Origin of the sequence: Tyzzerella sp. An114, assembly GCF_002161055.1 — a bacterium.
Lineage (GTDB): Bacteria > Bacillota > Clostridia > Lachnospirales > Anaerotignaceae > Fimicola > Fimicola cottocaccae.
On the sequence record NZ_NFLT01000001.1, the window covers coordinates 312564 to 334978 of the forward strand.

19 protein-coding genes are annotated in these 22415 nt (G+C 32.7%); 6 read left to right on the forward strand and 13 right to left on the reverse strand.

All coding sequences use genetic code 11. The features are described 5' to 3' along the window. Positions 1–55: 55 nt before the first annotated feature. From ftsZ to murA, 5 genes are all read right to left on the reverse strand, one after another. On the reverse strand, positions 56–1204 hold the full coding sequence (gene ftsZ, locus B5E58_RS01380; protein ID WP_088107885.1) for a cell division protein FtsZ: 1149 nt from the start codon (positions 1202–1204) through the stop codon (positions 56–58). 96 nt (positions 1205–1300) lie between these two features. Next, positions 1301–1657: a small basic family protein gene (locus B5E58_RS01385; RefSeq protein ID WP_330395590.1), complete on the reverse strand. Its 357-nt coding sequence runs from the start codon at positions 1655–1657 to the stop codon at positions 1301–1303. Positions 1658–1662: 5 nt separating this feature from the next. Next, the gene (locus B5E58_RS01390; protein WP_088107886.1) at positions 1663–2382 is read right to left on the reverse strand and encodes a DUF881 domain-containing protein; all 720 of its coding nucleotides are present in this window, start codon (positions 2380–2382) and stop codon (positions 1663–1665) included. 28 nt (positions 2383–2410) lie between these two features. Then, positions 2411–3217, reverse strand: coding sequence for a cell division protein FtsQ/DivIB (locus tag B5E58_RS01395; protein WP_088107887.1), 807 nt, complete (start codon positions 3215–3217; stop codon positions 2411–2413). Positions 3218–3238: 21 nt separating this feature from the next. Beyond that, complete coding sequence (gene murA / locus B5E58_RS01400) at positions 3239–4492, reverse strand: UDP-N-acetylglucosamine 1-carboxyvinyltransferase (protein WP_088107888.1); 1254 nt, start codon at positions 4490–4492, stop codon at positions 3239–3241. Between the two features lie 122 nt (positions 4493–4614). Here murA and B5E58_RS01405 point away from each other — a divergent pair, with 122 nt between their 5' ends. Next, positions 4615–5262 carry a DUF4230 domain-containing protein gene (locus B5E58_RS01405; protein ID WP_088107889.1) on the forward strand — a complete coding sequence of 216 codons (648 nt, stop codon included), beginning with the start codon at positions 4615–4617 and terminating at the stop codon, positions 5260–5262. A 43-nt stretch (positions 5263–5305) separates the two neighbouring features. On the opposite strand, the gene malQ is transcribed toward B5E58_RS01405, so the two are convergent. Genes malQ through B5E58_RS01420 form a run of 3 tightly spaced genes read right to left on the reverse strand, consistent with a single transcriptional unit; the run spans position 5306 to position 9819 of the window. Then, the gene (malQ, locus tag B5E58_RS01410; protein WP_088107890.1) at positions 5306–6790 is read right to left on the reverse strand and encodes a 4-alpha-glucanotransferase; all 1485 of its coding nucleotides are present in this window, start codon (positions 6788–6790) and stop codon (positions 5306–5308) included. Between the two features lie 10 nt (positions 6791–6800). After that, positions 6801–7631: an endonuclease/exonuclease/phosphatase family protein gene (locus B5E58_RS01415; RefSeq protein WP_088107891.1), complete on the reverse strand. Its 831-nt coding sequence runs from the start codon at positions 7629–7631 to the stop codon at positions 6801–6803. Positions 7632–7653: 22 nt separating this feature from the next. Further along, positions 7654–9819 carry a PTS transporter subunit IIBC gene (locus B5E58_RS01420; RefSeq protein WP_088107892.1) on the reverse strand — a complete coding sequence of 722 codons (2166 nt, stop codon included), beginning with the start codon at positions 9817–9819 and terminating at the stop codon, positions 7654–7656. 419 nt (positions 9820–10238) lie between these two features. Here B5E58_RS01420 and B5E58_RS01430 point away from each other — a divergent pair, with 419 nt between their 5' ends. After that, a complete protein-coding gene (locus tag B5E58_RS01430) occupies positions 10239–11246 on the forward strand; it encodes a LacI family DNA-binding transcriptional regulator (protein WP_088107894.1) in 1008 nt (335 codons plus the stop codon). 58 nt (positions 11247–11304) lie between these two features. Here B5E58_RS01430 and ygjK read toward each other — a convergent pair whose 3' ends face one another. Further along, the gene (gene ygjK / locus B5E58_RS01435) at positions 11305–13671 is read right to left on the reverse strand and encodes an alpha-glucosidase (protein ID WP_088107895.1); all 2367 of its coding nucleotides are present in this window, start codon (positions 13669–13671) and stop codon (positions 11305–11307) included. Between the two features lie 455 nt (positions 13672–14126). On the opposite strand from ygjK, the gene B5E58_RS01440 reads away from it, so the two are divergent. The 4 genes from B5E58_RS01440 to nagA all read left to right on the forward strand — a co-directional run bounded on the left by B5E58_RS01440 (position 14127) and on the right by nagA (position 17680). Then, the gene (locus B5E58_RS01440; protein ID WP_088107896.1) at positions 14127–14813 is read left to right on the forward strand and encodes an N-acetylmannosamine-6-phosphate 2-epimerase; all 687 of its coding nucleotides are present in this window, start codon (positions 14127–14129) and stop codon (positions 14811–14813) included. A gap of 99 nt (positions 14814–14912) precedes the next feature. Beyond that, positions 14913–15743 carry a MurR/RpiR family transcriptional regulator gene (locus B5E58_RS01445; protein WP_088107897.1) on the forward strand — a complete coding sequence of 277 codons (831 nt, stop codon included), beginning with the start codon at positions 14913–14915 and terminating at the stop codon, positions 15741–15743. A gap of 45 nt (positions 15744–15788) precedes the next feature. Further along, entirely contained in the window at positions 15789–16520 is a 732-nt protein-coding gene (gene nagB, locus B5E58_RS01450; RefSeq protein WP_088107898.1) for a glucosamine-6-phosphate deaminase, read from the forward strand. A gap of 35 nt (positions 16521–16555) precedes the next feature. Beyond that, the gene (nagA, locus tag B5E58_RS01455) at positions 16556–17680 is read left to right on the forward strand and encodes an N-acetylglucosamine-6-phosphate deacetylase (RefSeq protein WP_088107899.1); all 1125 of its coding nucleotides are present in this window, start codon (positions 16556–16558) and stop codon (positions 17678–17680) included. Positions 17681–17724: 44 nt separating this feature from the next. Here the strand turns inward: nagA and B5E58_RS01460 are convergent, their stop codons facing one another. From B5E58_RS01460 to B5E58_RS01475, 4 genes are all read right to left on the reverse strand, one after another. Further along, positions 17725–20379 carry a calcium-translocating P-type ATPase, PMCA-type gene (locus B5E58_RS01460; RefSeq protein ID WP_088107900.1) on the reverse strand — a complete coding sequence of 885 codons (2655 nt, stop codon included), beginning with the start codon at positions 20377–20379 and terminating at the stop codon, positions 17725–17727. Between the two features lie 87 nt (positions 20380–20466). Beyond that, positions 20467–21057, reverse strand: a complete 591-nt coding sequence (locus tag B5E58_RS01465) for a TerD family protein (protein ID WP_088107901.1) — start codon at positions 21055–21057, stop codon at positions 20467–20469. Between the two features lie 44 nt (positions 21058–21101). Beyond that, positions 21102–21785 carry a TIGR00266 family protein gene (locus B5E58_RS01470; protein WP_088107902.1) on the reverse strand — a complete coding sequence of 228 codons (684 nt, stop codon included), beginning with the start codon at positions 21783–21785 and terminating at the stop codon, positions 21102–21104. Positions 21786–21823: 38 nt separating this feature from the next. Continuing rightward, positions 21824–22405, reverse strand: coding sequence for a TerD family protein (locus tag B5E58_RS01475; RefSeq protein WP_088107903.1), 582 nt, complete (start codon positions 22403–22405; stop codon positions 21824–21826). Between the last annotated feature and the right edge of the window lie 10 nt (positions 22406–22415).

Sequence of the window (22415 nt, forward strand, 5' to 3'; positions counted from 1 at the left end):
TTTATATAACACAAAAGTATAGTTCAAACTATGCTTTTGTGTTATATATATTAAATTATCTTCTTCTTAAAAATTTAGGAATATCAATATCTACTCCTATTCCACTTCCGCCAAAATCAAATCCTCTTCTCTCAAGGCTTTCTCTCTTAGCAATTTCTTCTTCTAAAGTTTCTTTCACTTCTTCAGTTGCAGAAACAGCAGGTTTAACTGTTGTAGTTTTTGTCTCAGTAGCTTTAACAGTCTCTTTTCTTTCTTCTCCAAGACCTGTTGCAATTACTGTTACAACAACCTCATCATTAAGTTCATCATTTATTGTAGTACCGAATATAATTTCAGCTTCTGGGTCAATAGACTCTCTAATAAGGTTTGCAGCTTCATCAGCTTCAAGAAGACCAAGGTTTTCATCACCACTGAAGTTAATAAGAACGCTTCTTGCTCCTTCAATAGTTGTCTCAAGGAGAGGACTCTGTATAGCAGCTTTTGCAGCAGCTTCAGCTTTATTCTCACCACTTGCACGACCAATTCCCATATGAGCAACGCCCTTATCAGCCATTATTGTTCTAACGTCAGCAAAGTCAAGATTGATTACACCAGGTTTTGAAATAAGGTCAGATATACCCTGAACACCCTGTCTTAAAACTTCATCAGCTTTTCTGAAACTTTCAATAAGAGTTGTTTTCTTGTCAATTATAGCAAGAAGACGCTGATTAGGTATAATTACAAGAGTATCCACGCTGTTTTTAAGTGCTTCGATACCTCTCTCCGCATTTGACATTCTTTTCTTACCTTCAAAAGTGAATGGTTTTGTAACAACACCTACTGTAAGTATTCCCATTTCCTTTGAAATTTCAGCAATTCTTGGAGCAGCACCAGTTCCAGTACCTCCACCCATTCCAGCTGTTATAAAAACCATATCAGCTCCTTTAAGAGCCTGAGAAATTTCTTCTTTACTCTCTTCAACAGAAGCTTCACCTTTTGCAGGGTCTCCACCTGCTCCAAGTCCTTTTGTAAGTTTCTCACCAATCTGTATTTTCATAGGCGCCTTTGATTTAATAAGGTCCTGACTATCTGTATTAACAGCTATAAATTCAACACCCTCTAAACCGTCCTCTATCATTCTATTTACAGCATTATTACCGCCACCGCCGACACCAATAACCTTTATCTGTGCAACGTTGCTCTGTGTTATATCAAATTCGAGCAAAAAAATCCCCTCCTAGTAACTAGCAAATATCTATCTGAATAAATATTATACAACATATTATTATAATTTACCACTATTAATAAGTACAATTATCATTTATATATTATCCTTTTTTTCCCGTTTATTCAACACAAATCTTCTTATCTGTGCAAAATTCTGAAATACTCTTGAACCATAAACAACAATTGCAGCAATACTCATATCAATATTTAGATTTTTTCCAATAAAAATCATAGCAACAGCTATTAAAGCATTACCAAAAAATCCTGAAATAAATATACCTATATTAAAATTCTTCTCTGTCATGCCTTTTATTCCACCAAGGACAGAGTCTATACAGGCAAGAATACCTATTGCCACATAAGGAGAATAGGCTTGAGGAAATACATAAGGACTTTGTACCCCTGCATATATTCCCACAATAATTCCTATAACAGGTAAAATATATATCAAAAAAATCACTCCTTGTCCACTGTTGCCTCTTTATACTGTATAACACCATTATATCCAGCAACTTTAACTTCATCACTTTTCTTTATTGATATTTCAATTCCCCAAGGCGCCAATGAATCAACAACACCGCCAGACATTGTAAGAGCAGATTCAAGAATGTCAGGGTCTCCTATGGCTGTTATAACAAAAGGTGCGGCAATTTTAACACCATTTACATTTACAACAGAACCTGCACATCTTACAGATGATGTAGAAACTATTCTTTGACCATTAATTTCAATAGCTTCCGCACCACCTACATTAAGCTCATTTATAACAGAAAGAATATCTTCTGCATGAACAAGATAAGCATTTTGGTCAACATTTTCCTGTTTATTATATGAACTGTCATTCATAGTAACTTGTACACCTCTACCCTTAACAGGAGTTACACCGGCAAGCATTCTAGTCTTTTCAAGTTCATCATTTAAAAGTTTTACAGATTGGCTTACATCAGACTGAGATTTTTCATATTCTCTCACTTTATCCTCACTCTCCATAAGCCTTTCATATAAAGCATCTTTTTCATCAATAACATTTTTAAGCTCTGCTGAAAGCTCACTTACCCTTTGAATATCTGTTGCTTTAGGCTGATTTTTAACAGTCTTAAACTGTATACCTATTATCACACCTAAAACAACACAAACAGCTGTCATTGATGCCACTGCATATTTATAACTTTTCAAAAAATTCACATCCTACCTTTATATAAAATTATGTGAGGTATTTGAATATTATAGGTTTTGACATATCTCTCAAATCAAGAGTTCCTCTGTCACCTTCTGGAAGCTTTTTAAGAACTTCAGCCATGGTTCGAATTTTTTTGTCACAATCACTTATATCACCTAAAAGTATTTCCACATTATTGGAATATGCGTGTATATCAGAAGGATTGCTTACATCAATACTGACAACCAAATCTAAAAGCTCATATTTTGTCATCATCTGTGCTATTTTTACTATTACATCAAAAGATTTGGTATTTTTTACATCTAAAGTCTCACCAAGCTTAAATTCACTAAACTCAAGCCCCTTAACAATAGGCAAAGGCTCTGTATATGATGTTTGTACGTCAAGAACACGCCCATATTCATCTATGTAAAGATATGAACCCATATAGGGCACATATCCCCTCACTCGTCTTTCTTTAACATTAATATTCACAGTATTAGGAAGCTGTTTATCTATTTCACAACTTTCGATATATGGGTCATTTTTAAAATTTCTAAGGGCTTCTCTTTTACTTAGAAATACAAGGTTCATGCCCTCACGTATACCGGTTTTTTCAATAATCTGTGACTGTGTATATTTTTTAATCTGTGTAGCATTTATAGTCTTTATCTGAAAGGCAGGAGACATGAGAATAACAATAACAATTATTGATGTTATAATTATTATTTTATTCCTTTTTCTAGCCTTAGCCTTTCTTCTCTCTTTTCTAGCTTGTTTTTCCCTTTTTTCTTTATGATACTGAAAATCCTCAACATTTTCAAAACTTTGCTTATTCTTTTGAATACTCAAGTATATTTCCTCCCTAAAATATTACTTCTGGAGTTTAATACAACCTCCAAGAAGACATATTTTTTCCACAATATTTTCATAGCCCCTTTCAACATATACGGAATTATCGACAAATGTTCTTCCACTGGCAGAAAGTCCCGCAATTATAAGAGACGCTCCACCTCTAAGGTCACGACAATTAACAAAACCACCTTTAAGTTTTGGAACACCTTTTATAACAGCCGTTCTTTCATTAAAAGATATATCCGCCCCCATTTTACAAAGTTCAAGTATATGTTTAAATCTAGACTCGAACACTGTTTCAATAATAATACTTGTTCCCTTTGCCAATGTCAACACACTCATAATTTGAGGCTGCATATCTGTTGGAAATCCTGGATAAGGTTCAGTCCTTATAATATTTACAGGTTTAAGTATATTCTCCCTTTTAATGTAAATACCATCATTATATTCCTTTATTATACAACCGGTTTCTGAAAGTCTCAATACAGTTTGTCGCATATCTTCAGCTTTTGCATATTTTAAAAAGGCTTTTCCTCCAGTGGCTGCAACAGCACACATAAATGTACCAGCTTCAATTCTGTCTCTCTGTATATTATACTCTGTCCCAAAAAGCTCCTTAACACCTTCAATATAAATAGTATCCGTTCCACCACCTGTAATTTTTGCACCAGCTTTATTTAAAAAATTTTGCAAATCCACAATTTCTGGTTCTTTAGCTGCATTATATATTGTTGTAATGCCCTTTGAAACTGCACCTAAAATCATTATATTTTCAGTAGCTCCAACACTCGGAAAATCTAAATTAATATCAGTCCCCAAAAAACAATTTCCAAAACCTCTTATATAACAGCCATTCTCCTCAAAATCAACACCCATTTTTGAAAAGGCTTTTATATGAAAATCAATAGGTCTTTCACCTATCTCACAGCCTCCCGGATAGCCTGTAATAACTTCATTAAATCTTCCAAGTACAGCTCCCATAAAAACAACAGAGGACCTCATTTTTTCGGATATACATGAAGGTATTTCACAACAGTCTGCATTTGTTGAGTCAATAACAACAGTACCCTTTGAGAACTCTACTTCACAACCTAAAATACGAAGTATTTCTATCATTTTAAAAACATCTGAAATCTGAGGACAATTGTTAATAACACTGACACCTTTTAAAAGTACTGTTGATGCAAGTATAGGCAATGCAGAATTTTTACTTCCAGAAATTTCAATTTCACCTTTAAGAGTATTTCCTCCCTCAATAATAAATCTGCCCACAAAAATACCCCCATAAAATAATTATATTTTATATTATGGCAACAATAAAATTAGGTGCAGGTCCAATATTAATCTTTTTTGAAGTCCTTTTTTGTTGTATACTGTAACAAGAGGTGATAAAAATGTTTTTTAAACATCTTAAAGATAAAATGGGAAAAACCGCAGCAAATATAGTTTTTGTATTGATAATAGCATTTTTAATTTTTTTCTGTTTTCTTCTGTATTTTTTTATATCATCAATAAATGATAACGAAAAAGAGCCAGAAATAACTTCATCTCTCATATATTCAAGAATTGAAAATGCAGATACAATTTCATCAATAAAATATTTGTATACAAACTTTGGAAAATTTGAAGATGCTTCAGAATTTAAAGGTATAACAATACCATTTTCACAAAAGTCATTTACAATATCTTATGACGGAGTTATACTTGCAGGAATATCAATAGATGACATAAAAGTAGATGTATCAGATAAAAAAATAAAAATAGACCTTCCCACATCTCAAATAATTTCCCATGAAATTAAAGAGGACTCCATAGAAGTATTTGACGAAACAAAAAACGTTTTCAATCAAATTAGTGTTAAGGATTATGCTGATTTTACCACAGAAGAGAAGAAAAAAATGGAGAAAAAGGCAATAGAAAACGGACTTCTTATTGAAGCTGATAAAGAAGCCCAAAAATCTGTTAAAAACATACTTATGCTTTATCCTGACCTTTATGAAGATATGGAAATAGTATTTGAAGATTTTGACAAATCAAATTAAGTAACACAAAAACACAGACAGCAAAAACTGTCTGTGTTTTTTATTATCTTCCATATATTCTTGTTATATCTAATATTTTATTTGAAAGTTCCTCTGTAAATTGATTTCTGTCAAGTCTCCATTTCCAGTTATTGCCCAATGTTGAAGGAGTATTTATTCTTGCACTGTTGTCAAGACCAAGCCAGTCCTGAATTGGAATTATACAAGTTTTTGCAACACTTCCCATTACAGCACATATACAATCATCAAGTATGTCACTATCTTTTTCAGATTTTGAATGAATATATTTCAAAAGCATATTTTTTTCTTCTGGTTTTATAGATTTAAACCATCCCATAAGAGTTTCATTATCATGAGTACCTGTATATACAATACAATTATCTGTATAATTGTGAGGTAAATAATCATTGGCACTACTTGAATCTCTTGAGTCAAAAGCAAACTCAAAAACTTTCATTCCCGGATAAGTGCTATCTTTTACAAGCTGTCTTACACTGTCTGTAAGATATCCCAAGTCCTCAGCAATTATCTCTTTATGACCAAGTCTATAATTTATAGTATTAAAAAGTTCCATTCCAGGACCTTTTTCCCAATGGCCATCTATTGCTGTTGTACTTCCATAAGGTATTGAATAATACTCATCAAAACCTCTAAAATGGTCAATTCTTACAACATCATAGGCATAGTAACAATATTCAATACGTTTAACCCACCATTCATAACCTGTATTTCTGTGATAATTCCAGTCATATAAAGGATTTCCCCAAAGCTGACCTGTTGCTGAAAAACCGTCAGGAGGACAACCTGCTACTGCAACAGGCTTATTCTCATTGTCAAGCTGAAATAAATTAGGGTTTGCCCATGTATCAGCACTGTCAAAGGCAACATATATAGGAATATCACCTATAATTTTTATACCTTTTTCATTGGCATAACTTTTTAATTTATACCACTGGTTCCAGAATTTATACTGCATAAATTCATAAAACTCAATATCAAAATATAATTCTCTGCGGTAATAATCCAAAGCATAGCCATATCTAAGGCGAATATCTTCAGGCCATTTTGTCCACTCTTTACCAGCAAAGAAATCTTTTACAGCCATATAAAGAGCATAGTCATTAAGCCAATATCCATTTATATATTTGAATTTATTAAAATCATCATTTTCAGCTATGTTACTTCTTTCATAGGCTTTTCTTAATATTTTAAATCTTCCGTCAAATATTTTTTTATAATCAACATAGTTTCCACTGCCGAAATCTACACTGTCACATTCCTCTTTAGTGAGAAGTCCCTCATTTATAAGTTCATCAAGAGAAATATAATAAGGATTTCCTGCATAAGTTGAAAAAGACTGATAAGGTGAATCACCATAGCCAGTAGGGCCTAAAGGCAATATCTGCCAATATTTTTGACCAGCCTTAGAAAGTTTATCTACAAATTCATATGCATATTTATCAAAACAACCTATACCATAATTTGAAGGTATAGAGCTTATAGGCATTAAAATTCCACTTGCTCTCATAAAATTACTCCTATTCTTCTGCAATTATTCCAAAATGGTCAGATACAACAGGCCCATTAACTCCATTAAACACAACATTGTGATACTTCATTTTTACAGGTTTATTTGAGAATATATAGTCAATTCTCATACCATTTTCATCAACAACTTTATCTTTCCAACCGTCAATGTTATCACATACAGTTACACCACTATCTTTGCTCTCTGCCAATTCATACATATCATACCAACCTGATAAGCGAGCAAAGTCATATCCTTCACCTTTTATATGAGAAGGAGAATTGAAATCTCCCATTACATATATAGTTTCGTCATTTCTATTTTCAAAATGTTTCAAAAGATTAGTCCACTGTCCCTTAAAGTTTTCTTCATCATCATTCCACCAACCGAAATGAACACTATAAAAACTTTTTTTAGTTCCATTATCATTGACAGTAAAACCTACTGATATTCTTGTTTTCCAATTATCATAATCCTTTACATCAGACATATAAAAATATTCAAAATTTTCAACAGGCTTAATTGAAAATACTGCAAGACCTTCATCAAAAATATCAAAGCCTAATTTAACACTGTTCCAATACCAATTATAGTTAAGTCCTCTTTTTATAAGAAGTTTTGAAACAGCAAAAGCGTTATTATCTTCTTTTATTGGCATATCAGTTCCAACACAACCTATAAGTTCTTCTTTTGGAACTTCTTTTGCATCTCTTGACTGATTTGACTCTTGAAGTACAAAGACATCAGGCTTTAAATCTTTTATCATATCAGCAAATAATTCAAGTTTCTTTTCATAATTTTTTTCAACAATACTATGTGTGTTTAAAGTAATGAGCTTCATAATAATTATCTCTCCAGACTATTTATAAAATATCGTTAATATCAGATTTTAAAATATCTGCTTTTGGTCCATAAACAGCCTGAATTCCATTGTCTTTTTTGACAAGTCCCATAGCACCATTCTTTTTCCACTGTTCAACATCAGCAACTTTACTAGGGTCTTTTACAGTTACTCTTAAACGTGTCATACAAGCATCAACAAGTTTTATGTTTTCTCTGCCTCCTAAGAGTGCTATTATATTTTCTGCCTGTTTATTTCCACCTTTTGCAGATTTTGATGATGTTTCATCATCATCGCCTAAACCGTCATAATTTCCAAGACGACCAGGAGTAGCAAATTTGAATTTTCCAATCATATAATATGCTACAAAATATCCTACAACAAAAAATACAATTACGCAAATAACAAAATTTATAATATCACCTGAAAGGCCTGCTTTTATTGACATAGGTATACGTGTAAAAAGTTCAAGGTTACCAAAAGAGTGAAGTCTTAAGTTTATTACACCAGCCATAGCAAAGGCAATTCCCTGTAAAACAGCATAAACAATATATAAAGGAAGGGCTGCAAACATAAACATAAACTCAATAGGTTCTGTAACACCTGTAAGGAATACAGCACAAGCTGTTGAAATAAACATTGATTTATATTTTGCTCTCTTATCAACATCAACTCTACGATACATAGCAAAGGCAATACCAAGTATAAGACCTGTTGCACCTATCATCTGACCAACTTTAAATCTAGCTGGTGTAACATTTGCAAGAAGTGCATTGTATGAAGCCATATCTCCTGCATCTTTGAAATTAATAAGGTCTGTTACCCATGCAAGCCAAAGAGGGTCCTGACCAAAAACTTCGCTTCCAGCATTTATTCCTGTCATAATCTCATAAGTTCCACCAAAAGATGTATAGTTAATAGGAATAGTAAGCATATGATGAAGACCGAAAGGTATAAGAAGTCTTTCAAGAGTTCCATATACAAAAGGTGCAAGTATTGGAGAAGTATCTGAAGAATTTGCAATCCAAATACCAAAATTATTAATTCCAGTCTGTATAAAAGGCCATACTATACTTAAAATTATTGAAATAACAACTGAATAAACTATAACCATTAAAGGTACAAATCTTTTTCCATTAAAGAATGAAAGAGCATCAGGTAATTTTCTGAAATTATAATATTTATTATAAACAACACCACCAACAAAACCTGATATAATACCAACAAACACACCCATATTAAGAGCAGCTTTTCCAAGTATTGATGTAAAATAACCATTTACAGCTATTTCCTGACCAAAAAGAGTATGAGTAACAGCAGTAGGGTCAGAAAGCATTTCTGTTGTAACACCAAATATTGAACCTGTAATTACATTTATAAGTATAAAAGCAATTATAGCAGCAAAAGCACCGCCAGCTCTTTCTTTAGCCCATGAACCACCTATTGCAGCAGCAAAAAGTATATGAAGGTTATTTATTACACCCCAACCTATATTCTCCATTGTGCTTCCAACAGTAAGCATAAATGACATATCAGCACCCGCCATTTGCACAAGTTTCCCAAGAGAAATCATAAGTCCAGCAGCAGGCATAACTGCTATAACAGTCATTAAAACTTTACCTAATTTCTGAAGAAAGTCAAAATCTATTTTAAATTTTTTGTTTTCTTTTTCTTCTGATTTTTCTTCAACGGTATTTTCTACATTTTCATTAATTTTTTCAACTTTTATAATTACATCTTTTCCTTTTTCAACATTACCATATGTACAGTTAATTTTTTGGTCTTCAGAACCATTACATATAAGTACAGGAGTTATCATATTTATATTTTTTTCTTTAAGTTTTTCATAGTCAACCTCTGATATAATATCTCCAACTTTAACTTTATCTCCTGATTTAACTAAAACATTAAATCCTTCTCCATTAAGTTCAACAGTTTCAAGACCAAAATGTATAAGGAGTTCTGTTCCATCATCAGCAAGTATTCCATAGGCATGTTTTGTTGCTGAAACCATTATTATTTCACCATTTACAGGGCTGTAAATTTTACCTTCAGCAGGAATAATTGCTAAACCGTCACCCATCATTTTTTCTGAAAACACTGGGTCTGGTACTTCACTTAAAGGTACCGCTTTTCCTGAGATAGGAGCTTTAATCTCCAAAATTTTGTTTTTTTTCTGTTCTCCCATAAAATCCCCTCCAAGAACCGATTTTTCAAAATTTCATTATAACACTAATTATGCAAAATATTAAATGTCTTTACAAAAACAAATTCCAGAAAACACATCAAAAATTTTAATGCAAATTGCATTATTGTTTGCGCATACAATAATTTTATTAGTATTGGTCTCCCCTTCATTTTTGATTACAAACATATTATAATCCTTTCTTTTCATAATTTCAATAACTATTTGCGTAAAATCACCCTTAAAATTTACTAATTTTACGCAACTATTTGCGTAAAATTTCACAGTATATATTGCATAAAATTTCATGTTAATTTTTATGCAATATATTTAAAAAATTACCTTTTAAAGTAATGCAACAAGAGTAATTGACTTTTATTTTCTATTTTTATAAAATAAAATCATAATTGGAGGTGTTTAAAATGACTATAAAAGATGTTGCAAAACTTGCAGGTGTTTCACCGTCCACAGTTTCAAGAACTTGCCGCAACCACCCTTCCATAAGTGAACAGACAAAGGCAAAAGTTAGAAAAGCTATGGCCGAACTTGGTTATGAACCTAATATACAGGCAACAACTATTGAAAATAAAATATCAAAAACCGTAGGTGTAGTATTTCCAGCATCTCTAAAAGATGCCTATGAAAACTCATTCTATTTGGAAGCAATAAGAGGAGTAGGACAATTTTGTAATCAAAAAGGCTATACTGTCACAGCCATAACAGGAGGAACAGAAGCTGAAATTATGGCAAGCATACAAAATGCTAATGTTGACGGATTTATATTTTTATATTCAAATGTTGATGACAATATAATAAACTATATGTATGAAGAAAATCTTCTTTTTGTTCTTATAGGAAAAGCAACAAAAATGATTAATGACACAATATATGTTGATAATGACAACATTCAGGCAGGAAAAGAAGCCTGTCAGTATCTTATAAATCTAGGTCATAGGAAAATAGGATATGTTGGAACAGACAGCATAAAAGTTTTTTCAAATGACAGAAAATCAGGATATATAATAGCATTAAACGAAAATAATATACCTTTTGACAACAAATATTGCATAGAAGTTCCATATATTCCCGATGATGAGGATATAAAAATAAAAGAGCTTTTATCAATGGAAGAGAGACCAACAGCTCTTATAGTATGTGATGATATGCTTGCAGTAGCATTACAGAGAACAGTTTTTTCATTAGGATTAAAAATACCAGAAGACATATCAATAATAGGTTTTAACAATTCAATATTCTCAAGACTAACTTTTCCAAAGCTTACTTCAATAGATATAAATTCATATCAATTAGGAATTGAAGCAGCTTCACAGATGATAAATCATATAGAACAGCCTGATTTATTTGCAACAAAAATTATCGTTCCTTATTATCTTATAGAAAGAGAAAGTTGTGCAAAAGTTTCCGAATAATTGCATAATTTGCATAAATAAAAAGCGTCTGAATAATCAGACGCCTTTTTTATTTATATTATTCTATTACATTATTTTCTGTATCTTCAACAGTCTCAATATTTACAGGTATTTCAAAACCTTCCTGTGATGTTGTTTTACCATTATTAGAAAGTATATTACAGAAAAGTGTGTAATATGATGAAGCTGACCAGCTAAAGTTCTTTGTATGTAATCCTTCTCCTGTTTCAGGATTATAATTTTCACGAATAGGACCATCACCCATAAGACCTTCTGCATTCTTAAATAATTTTTCTGTCATGGCTTTTGCTTCTCTTTCATATCCATAATTCTGTAATCCTTCAACACCATACAAAGCTTGGTCTAACCAAACAGGACCTCTCCAATATTTAGAAGGAGCAAATTTTGTATTATCTTTTGAAGCAGTTGGGAATGGAACAGTAAGATTTATTTTTCCTGTATCAACAATATTTTTTACAACATTATCAGCAATTTCCTGAGTTGATACTTTAGCCCAAAGAGGTATCCAACCTTCAGCACCTTTTCCTCTATTTACAAGTAAAATCTTTTCACTGCCGTCAGCATTTGTCTGTAAATCATAATAAAATCCTGTATTTTCATCATACATATTTTTGTTTATGTAATCTCTAACCAATACAGCTTCATTTTCATATTTTTCAACATCTTCAGTATATCCAAGTATTTCAGCCATTGATTTAAGGAAACCTTTTTCAGCATAGAGATATGCATTAAGGTCAACAGACTCTTGATTTATTGAATAACCAACAGTTTCTCCAGCTTCATTTTTATTTTCATATACACGAACACCAATATCGCCTTTTCCTTCACCTTCAACATCAAATCTTGGAGCATTGTCCATACCACTTTCCCAAGCTGCCGCTTCAATTATAGCTTCAGCATCAAAAACAGGTTTTCCGTCTTCTCCAATTATGATATTTCCCTCGTCATCATATTTATAATGGGCATCATGAACCATAGCACCATACTCAGCTATACCATTTTTGTCAACGTCTCTATTTGTATACCACCAATTATGATAAGCAACAAGTTTAGGATACATTTCTTTCAAAAATTCAATGTCTCCAGTTTCTTTATATACATTATATACGGCCCATGCAGCTAAAGGAGGTTTCGAGTTTCTCTCGTTCCAATTTCCACCTTCTCCGCCTCTTGATGCATCAGTATTATAAAATATAGCGTCAACAATAGCACCTGCGTCCTGTGGTCTTACATAGTCATTTTCAGTTATCTGATAATCAAACAAAGCTCTTATATTATCTTTTGCAAGGTCACCGTTAAAATGAGCAACTCCAACAGCCTGTTTCCATGAATCCCAAGCCCAAAGACCTATAAACCATTTATAGGACATAGAAGGAACAACACCGTCATGTTTTAATGCTCCAGCGTCACTTCTCCAGTTTGTCATAAGAGTTTCAATAGATTTTACAGCCACATTTTTATACTCTTTTGGAAGTGAACTTCTTGTTGAAAGTGTACTATCTATATATCCTTGCCAACGCTGATTATTTTTTGTAAAATAACTGTCGCCATATTTAAGCATATCATTTACAATAGGTTTTTCTTTTTCCCATTCTTCATTAGTAAATGTATAGCTTTCAGCATACCATAATTTTTTACTTTCACCAGGGTTTAATTTCAAATCATCTTTAAGAGTTGTCTCATAGGCATTTCCTCCTATTGATGTTGTGGTATCTCCACCAAAAGTAATTTCAAATTTAGTTTCATCTGTTGTCATGTAGTTCCAAATAGAACGTATTTTATCAAAATTAACTTTTACACCTGTATCAACAGCCTCAAGGCTTGTTCCCATAGGACTTTGTTTTTCACCATATTCTGTATAAACCTGTCCTGACCATTTAACATTTAAACTGATAGGCTCAATTGTTTTATTTTTTATTTCTGTTTTTATTAAAGCTGTTCTATTTGTTGCAAATATAAGCTCCATTTTAATTTGAAATTTTTCCATATCATAAGTCTGAACAAGTTTCCCCGGATAATATACTCCACTATATTCAGCTTCATTAAGGTCATACATTTTTCCAAATTCATCATATAATGATATTTTACATATAGAATTAGAAAGATTTACAGGATATTCCTCTGCTATTATGACAGGTCCTGCAAAACCTCCTACTATATCAGAAGCTTCAGGGGAAGCAAGATAATATCCATGCCAAACTCCCATGTCGGAGAAATTATTATACATATTAGTATCATAATCTCCATATATGACCTCATCAGGGTTGCCAAAGACATTTAATATATTTCCATAATCCTCCACTTTGTCTCTTGATGCTGCGGTCACACTCAAAGGACAGCATGACATTGTCAAGGCAACCACAGCAATAACTGACGTAACCTTTTTCAATATTGTTCTCCTCATAATTACCCCTCCGCTCATTTTGTCTAAATTTTAGATAAATTGTATAATTTATAACAAATAATATATTTTTATTTGTATAAATCCATATTATCAAATATATTAACCCCTGTCAATCTATGTAAATATTACATTCAAAACAACTGTAATTAACTGTAATTATATACAAATCTATATTATTAAAATTCCATTTAAAAATTGTACATTTAGCTAAATATTTTACAAAGTATAAATAATAAAATATGGTCAACTTTTGGCATGAAGCCGGTAAACTTTATAATGTAAGTGAAATCGTAATATTGTAAAATATGCATATAAAATAGCTAAAAAATAAACAATATTATCGTTAAAAAGTTAAATGATTGAAAGTACTTTCATAAACAAGTCAATCTATTGAAATTAATTTTAATAATGCTATACTGAAATTAACAGGATTACAGAAGAGAGGTGCAAATAATATGGATAAAAAAATTGAAAATATAAAAGGAAAACTTATAGTTTCATGTCAAGCCCTCCCCCATGAACCATTACACTCCTCATTTATAATGGGAAGAATGGCACTTGCAGCAAAAGAAGGCGGTGCATTTGGTATCAGAGCCAATACAAAGGAAGATATAGCAGAAATAAAGACTCAAGTAGACCTTCCTATAATTGGAATTGTAAAGAGAGATTACAGTGACAGCAAAGTTTATATAACACCTACAATGAAAGAAATAGATGAACTTATGGAAGTTAAACCTGAAATAATAGCTCTTGATGCAACTTCAAATTTACGTCCTGGCAATGTTACTATTGACCAGTTTTATGCTGAAATAAGAAAAAAATATCCTGACCAACTTCTTATGGCCGATTGCTCAACAGTTGAAGAAGCTCTCCATGCTGATGAACTTGGATTTGATTTTATAGGTACAACGCTTGTAGGATATACAGAACAAAGTAAAAATCTTAAAATTGAGTCCAACGATTTTGAAATTATAAAAAAAATAGTTGAAAAATCAAAACATCATGTTATTGCGGAGGGAAATATAAACACACCTGAAAAAGCAAAACGTGTTATTGAGCTTGGTGCATATAGTGTTGTTGTAGGTTCAATAATAACAAGACCACAACTAATTACAAAATCTTTTGCAGATGCACTTAAATAATAACCCCCTATTCCTTCTATTTAAAATACATCAAGCTAATATAAAATTAGTATTTTTATAAATTGAAACAAAAAAATTTAAAAGAATATGGTGGTAAATATGAAAACCTATACAAAATCTATTATTCCAATAATAGAATCAAACTACAATAATTTAACCCAAGTTGAAAAAAATATTGCAGATTTTTTCATCAATAACGGTGAAAAAATTAATTTTTCAGCAAAAACTATTTCAGAGAAACTTTTTGTGTCTGAAGCCTCTCTTTCAAGATTTGCAAAAAAATGTGGATACAGAGGTTACAGAGAATTTATATATCAATATGAAGAAAGTTTTGTTGAAAAAAATGAATTTGCAACAAGCAATATAAAACTTGTACTAAATACATATCAAGAGCTTTTAAATAAAGCATATAAACTTGTTGATGAGTCTCAAGTAGCTAGAATAAGCAATTATCTATCAACTTATAGAGTTTTTGTATGTGGTATAGGAAATTCTGGTCTTGCTGCAAAAGAAATGGCTATGCGTTTTATGCGTGTAGGTGTAGATATTAACGCTATCACTGATAGCGATTTAATAAAAATGAATACAGTTTTTCAAAATCCAAATTGTCTTTCAATAGGAATAAGCATAAGTGGCGAAAAAGAAGAAATAATATTCTTTTTAAAAGAAGCTCACAAAAATGGTGCTAAAACCGTTCTTATAACAGCAACAAACAAAGACAGTTTCAAAGAGTTCTGTGACGAGATTGTACTTGTTCCAACTCGTTCAAGATTAGATTTTGGAAAGCTTATATCCCCTCAATTTCCTATCGCTATCATGGCAGACATATTTTATTCCTGTTACACCGAACAGGATAAATATAAAAAAGATGTCATGCACGATAACACATTAAAAGCATTAAAAGGAAACAAACAAGAAAATTTATATTAACTCAAATTTTTTAAAAAATATATTATGGAAAGGTAATGATTAACTATGAGAATTTACAAAGCAAAAGATTATGCAGACATGAGTAGAAAAGCAGCTAACGTTTTATCAGCACAGATTATTATGAAACCAGACTGTGTTCTTGGTCTTGCAACAGGTTCTTCACCTATCGGAATTTATGACCAGCTTATCGAATGGTACAAAAAAGGAGACCTTGATTTCTCAGAAGTAACAAGCGTTAACCTTGACGAATACAAAGGTCTTACAAAAGAAAATGACCAGAGCTATTATTATTTCATGCATGACCATTTATTCAGCCATGTAAACATCGACACAAACAAAACATATCTTCCAGATGGTATGGCTGAAGATTCAGATGCAGAATGTGAAAGATACGACAAATTAATACAGTCATTAGGCGGAGTAGACCTTCAGCTTTTAGGTATGGGACATAACGGACATATCGGTTTCAATGAGCCAGGGGAAGCATTTGACAAAGGAACACACTGTGTAGCTTTACAGCAGAGCACAATCGAAGCAAACAAAAGATTTTTCGCATCAGCTGATGATGTTCCAAAATATGCATACACAATGGGTATCAAAACAATAATGCAGGCTAAAAAAATACTTATCGTTGTAAGTGGTGCAGACAAAGCTGAAACAGTTAAAAAAGCATTCTTTGGACCAATAACACCAGAAGTTCCAGCTTCAATACTTCAGCTTCATAGAGATGTTGTTCTTGTTGCTGACGAAGCTGCATTATCAAAAGTTGACCTTTAATAAGTAAAAAATCTTGTTACAGGGAGAAAAATATTATGATTATTAAAAATGTTAATGTCTATACAGAGGACAAAAAGTTTGAAAAAGGCGAAATAATTATAGAAGACGGTAAATTTCAGAGCACAAGCTCCGACTCATCACAGATTATTGACGGAGAAGATTGTTATGCTATTCCAGGTCTTGTAGATATTCATTTCCATGGTTGTATGGGATATGATTTTTGCGATGGTACAGAGGAAGCTATAAAAGAAATAGCAAAATATGAAGCTTCTGTTGGTGTAACTTCAATAGCTCCTGCAACAATGACAATTTCTGTTGATGAACTCGCAAAAGTTATGGAAGCAGCCGGAAATTACAAAAGAGAGTACGGTTCAAAACTTATCGGAATAAATATGGAAGGTCCTTTCATAAACAGCGAGAAAAAAGGAGCACAAGATGCCACATATATCCGCAATTGTAGTATTGAAATGTACAGAGATTTTCAAAAACTCAGTGGCGGACTTATAAAACTTGTTGACATTGCCCCTGAAACAAATGATGCATTTCCTTTCATTGATGAAGTTAAAGATGAAGTTGCAATATCAATAGCACACACTTGTGCTGATTATGACACAGCAAAGCTTGCTTTTGACAGAGGTGCAAACCATGTAACACATCTTTACAATGCAATGCCTGCTTTCTCCCACAGAGACCCAGGTGTTGTAGGAGCTGCCTTTGACAGCAAACACACATATGTTGAACTTATATGTGACAATGTTCATATACATCCAGCTGTTGTTCGTGCAACATTTAATATGTTTACAGATGACAGAGTTGTTCTTATAAGTGACAGTATGCGTGCAACAGGTCTTGCAGACGGTCAGTATACTTTAGGTGGACAAGATGTTACAGTAAGAGGAAACAGAGCAACTCTTACAGTAAACAATGCTCTTGCAGGTTCTGTTACAAACCTTATGGACTGTATGCGTACAGTAGTAACAAAAATGGATATTCCTCTTGAAAGTGCTGTTGCTTGTGCAACAATGAACCCTGCAAAATCAATAGGAATATACGATAAATGCGGAAGTATAACACCGGGAAAAGACGGAGACCTTATTCTTTTAAACAAAGATTTATCAATTAAAGCTGTATATATAAATGGTGAAAAAGTAGAAATGTAAAAATAAAACAGCACAGAATTAAATTCTGTGCTGTTATTTTTATTTTATTTATTATTTGCTCCTGTAACAACTTTTCTTATAAGGTCAACAGGTATCATTGTAAAGGCAAGTATAAATACAACTATCCAACCAGTTAATCCAAAAGGAACACAACTAAACATATTTCCAATCCACTTGAAAATCTCAAGAGGAACAAGACCTGAATTTACTATAAGGGCTTGTATAACTATTATACCAAAGAATACTTTTAAAAATCCTGTATTTTCATTAAGACCTTTAAATATTCCATAACCGTCATTTCTTACATTAAATCCATTAAACAATGCACTTGCTATAAAAAGAACAAAATATGATGTAAGATGTTGTTCTTCTGTTGCAAACATATTTTTAAATATATCAGCTTTTAAATAAATAAAACTTAATACTGTAAGCCATATACCCATAATTACAATCTGTGTCATCATCTCACGACTTACAATATTTTCATCTTTTCTTCTTGGTTTTTCACTCATATATTTTTCAAGAGCAGGCTCATTTCCAAGCATAATAGCTCCCAAACCATCCATAACAAGGTTTACAAAAAGAAGATGTGTAACCTTTAAAGGCTCCTCAACACCAAAGAAAGGAGCAACAGCACTTACAACAACAGCCGCAACATTTATTACAAGCTGGAATTTACAGAACTTAAGTATATTATGATATATTGTTCTTCCATACCATATAGCATCTTTTATTGATTTAAAGTTATCATCAAGTATAACAATTTTTCCAGCTTCCTTAGCAGCCTCTGTTCCGCTTCCCATAGCAAAACCAACATCAGCTCTCTTTAATGCTGGAGAGTCGTTTACACCGTCACCAGTCATACCTACAACAAGGTTCATCTCCTGACAAAGTCTTACCATTCTTGATTTATCTGTCGGTAAAGCTCTAGCTATAACTCTTATATTAGGTATAATTTTCTTAACATCATCATCACTCATTTCATTGAGCTGTGCAGATGTTATGGCAACATCATTTTCAGATTTTATAAGACCTGAGTCTTTAGCTATTGCAACAGCTGTTTCAAGTCTATCACCTGTAATCATAACAACCTGTATTCCGGCTTTCTGAACTTCATGTATAGCTTCTTTAGCCTCCGGACGAACATCGTCACGTATTCCAACAAGACCTATTATTACAATATCATCATTAATTTTATTTTCAACTAATGGTTTTTCAGAATAACCAAAGGCAAGAACTCTCATAGCTTTGACAGCAAGAGCATCAATTTTTCCATTTAATACATCTTTATCAAGATTTTGCACATTTCCGTTTTTATCTATGTATTTTGTAGCCATGGCAGTAAGTCTTTCAGGAGCACCCTTATAGAATGTCTTTCCTGTACTCTCAATATGTGCCTGACTAAACTTATTTGTAGAATTAAAGCCCTGTGAAGCTGTGACAACTAAATCAGTACGTTCAGCAATATTATTAAATTTAGTTTCACCTAAAAACTTCATAAGTGCTCTATCTGTGGCATTACCACCTATAACGTTATGTTCAGCATCAAACATTGAAGCTGTATTTTTTCCTATGGCAAAACTCATAAGTTCACTTATAGTAGCATTATCATCAGAAGATATAACTTCTCCATCAGCTGTAAAAAATTCAACAACTTCAAGCTCACCTTTTGTTATTGTTCCTGTTTTATCACTAAAAAGTATGTTTAATGCTCCGGCAGTCTCAATACCAATAGCTTTTCTTACAAGAACATTATGGTCAAGCATTTTACTTGTATTCTGCATAAGAACAAGAGAAATCATAAGAGGAAGACCTTCTGGAACAGCACAAACTATAATAACAACTGCAAGAGATACAGCCTCTATAACATCACGTATAATTTCTGTAATCTCTCCTGAGAAATAGGCTGAAACTCCTCCTGCCTTCATTATAAAGAAAACAAAATACATTACAGCAATAACAACAGCTCCAACATATCCAAATTTTGAAATCTGGCTTGCAAGTTTTGCAAGTTTTACTTTTAAAGGAGAATCAAGCTCATCTTCTTGCATTTCCTCGGCCATTTTACCCATCATAGTTTTAAGACCAACTTTTCTTACATCAAGAACGCCTTCACCGTCAAATACAACAGCTCCTCTAAAAAGAGAATGTTTATCAACAAATGTATCTCCTGTTATATCGTCAGCAAGTTGAAAATCTTCACTTGCAGCAAATTTTTTACATTCTTCAGCTTCACCATTAAGAGCAGAGTTATCAACTCTCAAATCACCATTAATAAGAACACCGTCAGCTGGTATTTTATCACCTGATTGAAGAATAACTTTATCACCAACAACCACATCATCAACATCAATAACAGTTACAGCACCATCACGGAAAGCTTTACAAGTATCTTTCTTTGTACTTGCTTTAAGCTCTCTGTATTTTGTGTCGCTGGCAACACCTGTTTTTGCAGATACAAAAGCAACAATAAGTATAGCTATTATTGTTCCAACTGGTTCATAAATCTCTGCATATCCAAAGAAAAACATTACAATCATAAGAACAGCTATGAAAAGAAGTATCTTTATCATAGGGTCCTTAAATGTCTCTTTAAACTCTTGCCAGAATGTAGTAGGCTCTGAGTCCGGTATACTGTTTGAACCATTTTGCAATCTGGACTCCTCAACCTCTTTACTGGTTAATCCTTTGTACTTCATTTTTTACCTCCATCTCCCAAACACATAAATAATAAGGAAATCAAGTAAAAACCTGATTTCCTTAAAATGCATTCAGATTTTAATTAATTAAACAAATCTTTTTGCAAGTTCACCAAGTCCAGGGTCATTCGTACCCTGTCCAATAGGATTGAACTTCCATTCGCCATTATGGCGATAAACCTCACCAAAAATCATAGCTGTCATTCCTGAATAGTCTTCTGTAAGGTCATATCTAAACATCTCAGTACCACTCTGACCGTCCATAATTCTTATGAAAGCGTTCTTAATCATACCGAAATGCTGATTTCTTTTTACTGCCTGATAAATATTTACAACAACAACAACTTTGTCATATTCTGCTGGTACGTGTTCAAGGTCAACAAAAATCTGTTCATCATCACCAACACCTTCACCAGTAAGATTATCACCCATATGTTTTATTGCACCGGATTTATGTTGAAGATTTCCAAAATAAACTATATCTGCATTATTTATAAGTTTTCCTGATTGAAGAACAATAGCTGAAGCATCACAGTCAATAGATTGTGGCTTTGGTGCAAAAAAACCTGTTCTTTTGCGTTCTGCTGCATCCCAACCTAAACCAATCATAACACTTTTAAGGCTATCTTCTCCCTTTTTAAGGCTTACTTTTTGTCCTTTTTTCAAACTAACTGACATTTAAAAACCTCCTTTATTCACACCATGTTAAAAACATTATGTCATTATTTACCTTTTGAAAATCCCATGGAAGCTATCCAATTTGAAAATCCGGAAGGATTTCTTGTTTGAATTAAAACTGTTCCCGGGCCTCTAAATCTACAAACAAGCATTTCACCACTCATAAAACTGCTTGCCCAACCATTAGATGATTTTTCTATATGATACTCCATATAATCAGGCCATGCAACAAGATGTCCATTGTCAATAATAATTTCTTCCCCATCATCAAGGTTTATAGGGTGTATTACACCATAACTGCTTAAAAATATTGTTCCTTTTCCTCTAGCACTAAGTATAAAAAATCCTTCTTGAGAGAAAAAGCCTTGAGCTAGATTTTGTACTTTAGAGTCTATTTCTATACCTTCTGTGGATGCAAGGAAACCATTTTTCTGTATTCTAAGACCATAAGTTCCATCAAGTTCCACATCTATAATGCCTCCTGGAGTAGAATGACCAAACAAAACTTCTCCATTTCCTCTTTTAGCTGTAAGATACTGAAAGAAGAATTTTTCACCAGAAAGCATACGAGTAAAGCCTTTTAAAAGTCCTCCCTCAATGCCACCTTCAACATCAATAGTGTTTGACATGGCAATCATTGCATCAGACTCCGCTTTAAGTTTTTCACCTTTTATAAGTCTACATTTTACAATAGGAAACGCTTCATTGTAAAGAATTTCATAGTCCATATATACTCCCCCCTATTGTCAAAAATTTTTCAAAAGTATTATTCTACTTCAACTCCATAGTTATCACAGAGAGCAGCAAGTCCACCCTGATATCCAGCTCCTATGGCATTAAATTTCCATTCTCCATTGTTTTTATAAAGTTCACCAAAAACAACAGCTGTTTCTATTGAGAAATCTTCTCCCAAATCATATCTTAAAATTTCTGTTCCATCTTCTTCATTATAAATTCTTATAAAGGCATTTGAAACCTGTCCAAAATTTTGACGTCTTTCATCAGCTTCATATATTGTAACAGTGAAAGCTATTTTTGTTATATTAGCAGGAACTGTTGAAAGATTAACTCTTATCTGCTCGTCATCACCTTCACCAGCACCAGTTCTGTTATCTCCCATATACTCAACAGAACCGCTCTTATCCTTTGAATTGCCATAGAAAACAAAATCTTCACTGGCAGAAACTTTTCCCATATCAGTAAGCATAAAAGCTGATGCATCAAGGTCAAAACTTCCACCTGTGTCATAACGGTTTGTATCCCAGCCAAGTCCAACTATAACTTTTTTAAGTCCTGGATTATCCTTTGTTAAACTAACTTTTTGTCCTTTTTTTAAACTTACAGGCATATTCATTACC

Excerpts from the sequence above, each read along its gene's own strand:
- B5E58_RS01460 (WP_088107900.1), bottom strand. The coding sequence starts at position 20,379 with ATGAAGTACAAAGGATTAACCAGTAAAGAGGTTGAGGAGTCCAGATTG.
- B5E58_RS01430 (WP_088107894.1), top strand. The coding sequence starts at position 10,239 with ATGACTATAAAAGATGTTGCAAAACTTGCAGGTGTTTCACCGTCCACA.
- B5E58_RS01445 (WP_088107897.1), top strand. The coding sequence starts at position 14,913 with ATGAAAACCTATACAAAATCTATTATTCCAATAATAGAATCAAACTAC.
- B5E58_RS01475 (WP_088107903.1), bottom strand. The coding sequence starts at position 22,405 with ATGCCTGTAAGTTTAAAAAAAGGACAAAAAGTTAGTTTAACAAAGGAT.
- nagA (WP_088107899.1), top strand. The coding sequence starts at position 16,556 with ATGATTATTAAAAATGTTAATGTCTATACAGAGGACAAAAAGTTTGAA.
- malQ (WP_088107890.1), bottom strand. The coding sequence starts at position 6,790 with ATGAGAGCAAGTGGAATTTTAATGCCTATAAGCTCTATACCTTCAAAT.
- B5E58_RS01405 (WP_088107889.1), top strand. The coding sequence starts at position 4,615 with ATGTTTTTTAAACATCTTAAAGATAAAATGGGAAAAACCGCAGCAAAT.
- B5E58_RS01420 (WP_088107892.1), bottom strand. The coding sequence starts at position 9,819 with ATGGGAGAACAGAAAAAAAACAAAATTTTGGAGATTAAAGCTCCTATC.
- nagB (WP_088107898.1), top strand. The coding sequence starts at position 15,789 with ATGAGAATTTACAAAGCAAAAGATTATGCAGACATGAGTAGAAAAGCA.
- ygjK (WP_088107895.1), bottom strand. The coding sequence starts at position 13,671 with ATGAGGAGAACAATATTGAAAAAGGTTACGTCAGTTATTGCTGTGGTT.
- B5E58_RS01465 (WP_088107901.1), bottom strand. The coding sequence starts at position 21,057 with ATGTCAGTTAGTTTGAAAAAAGGACAAAAAGTAAGCCTTAAAAAGGGA.
- B5E58_RS01440 (WP_088107896.1), top strand. The coding sequence starts at position 14,127 with ATGGATAAAAAAATTGAAAATATAAAAGGAAAACTTATAGTTTCATGT.
- B5E58_RS01470 (WP_088107902.1), bottom strand. The coding sequence starts at position 21,785 with ATGGACTATGAAATTCTTTACAATGAAGCGTTTCCTATTGTAAAATGT.
- B5E58_RS01415 (WP_088107891.1), bottom strand. The coding sequence starts at position 7,631 with ATGAAGCTCATTACTTTAAACACACATAGTATTGTTGAAAAAAATTAT.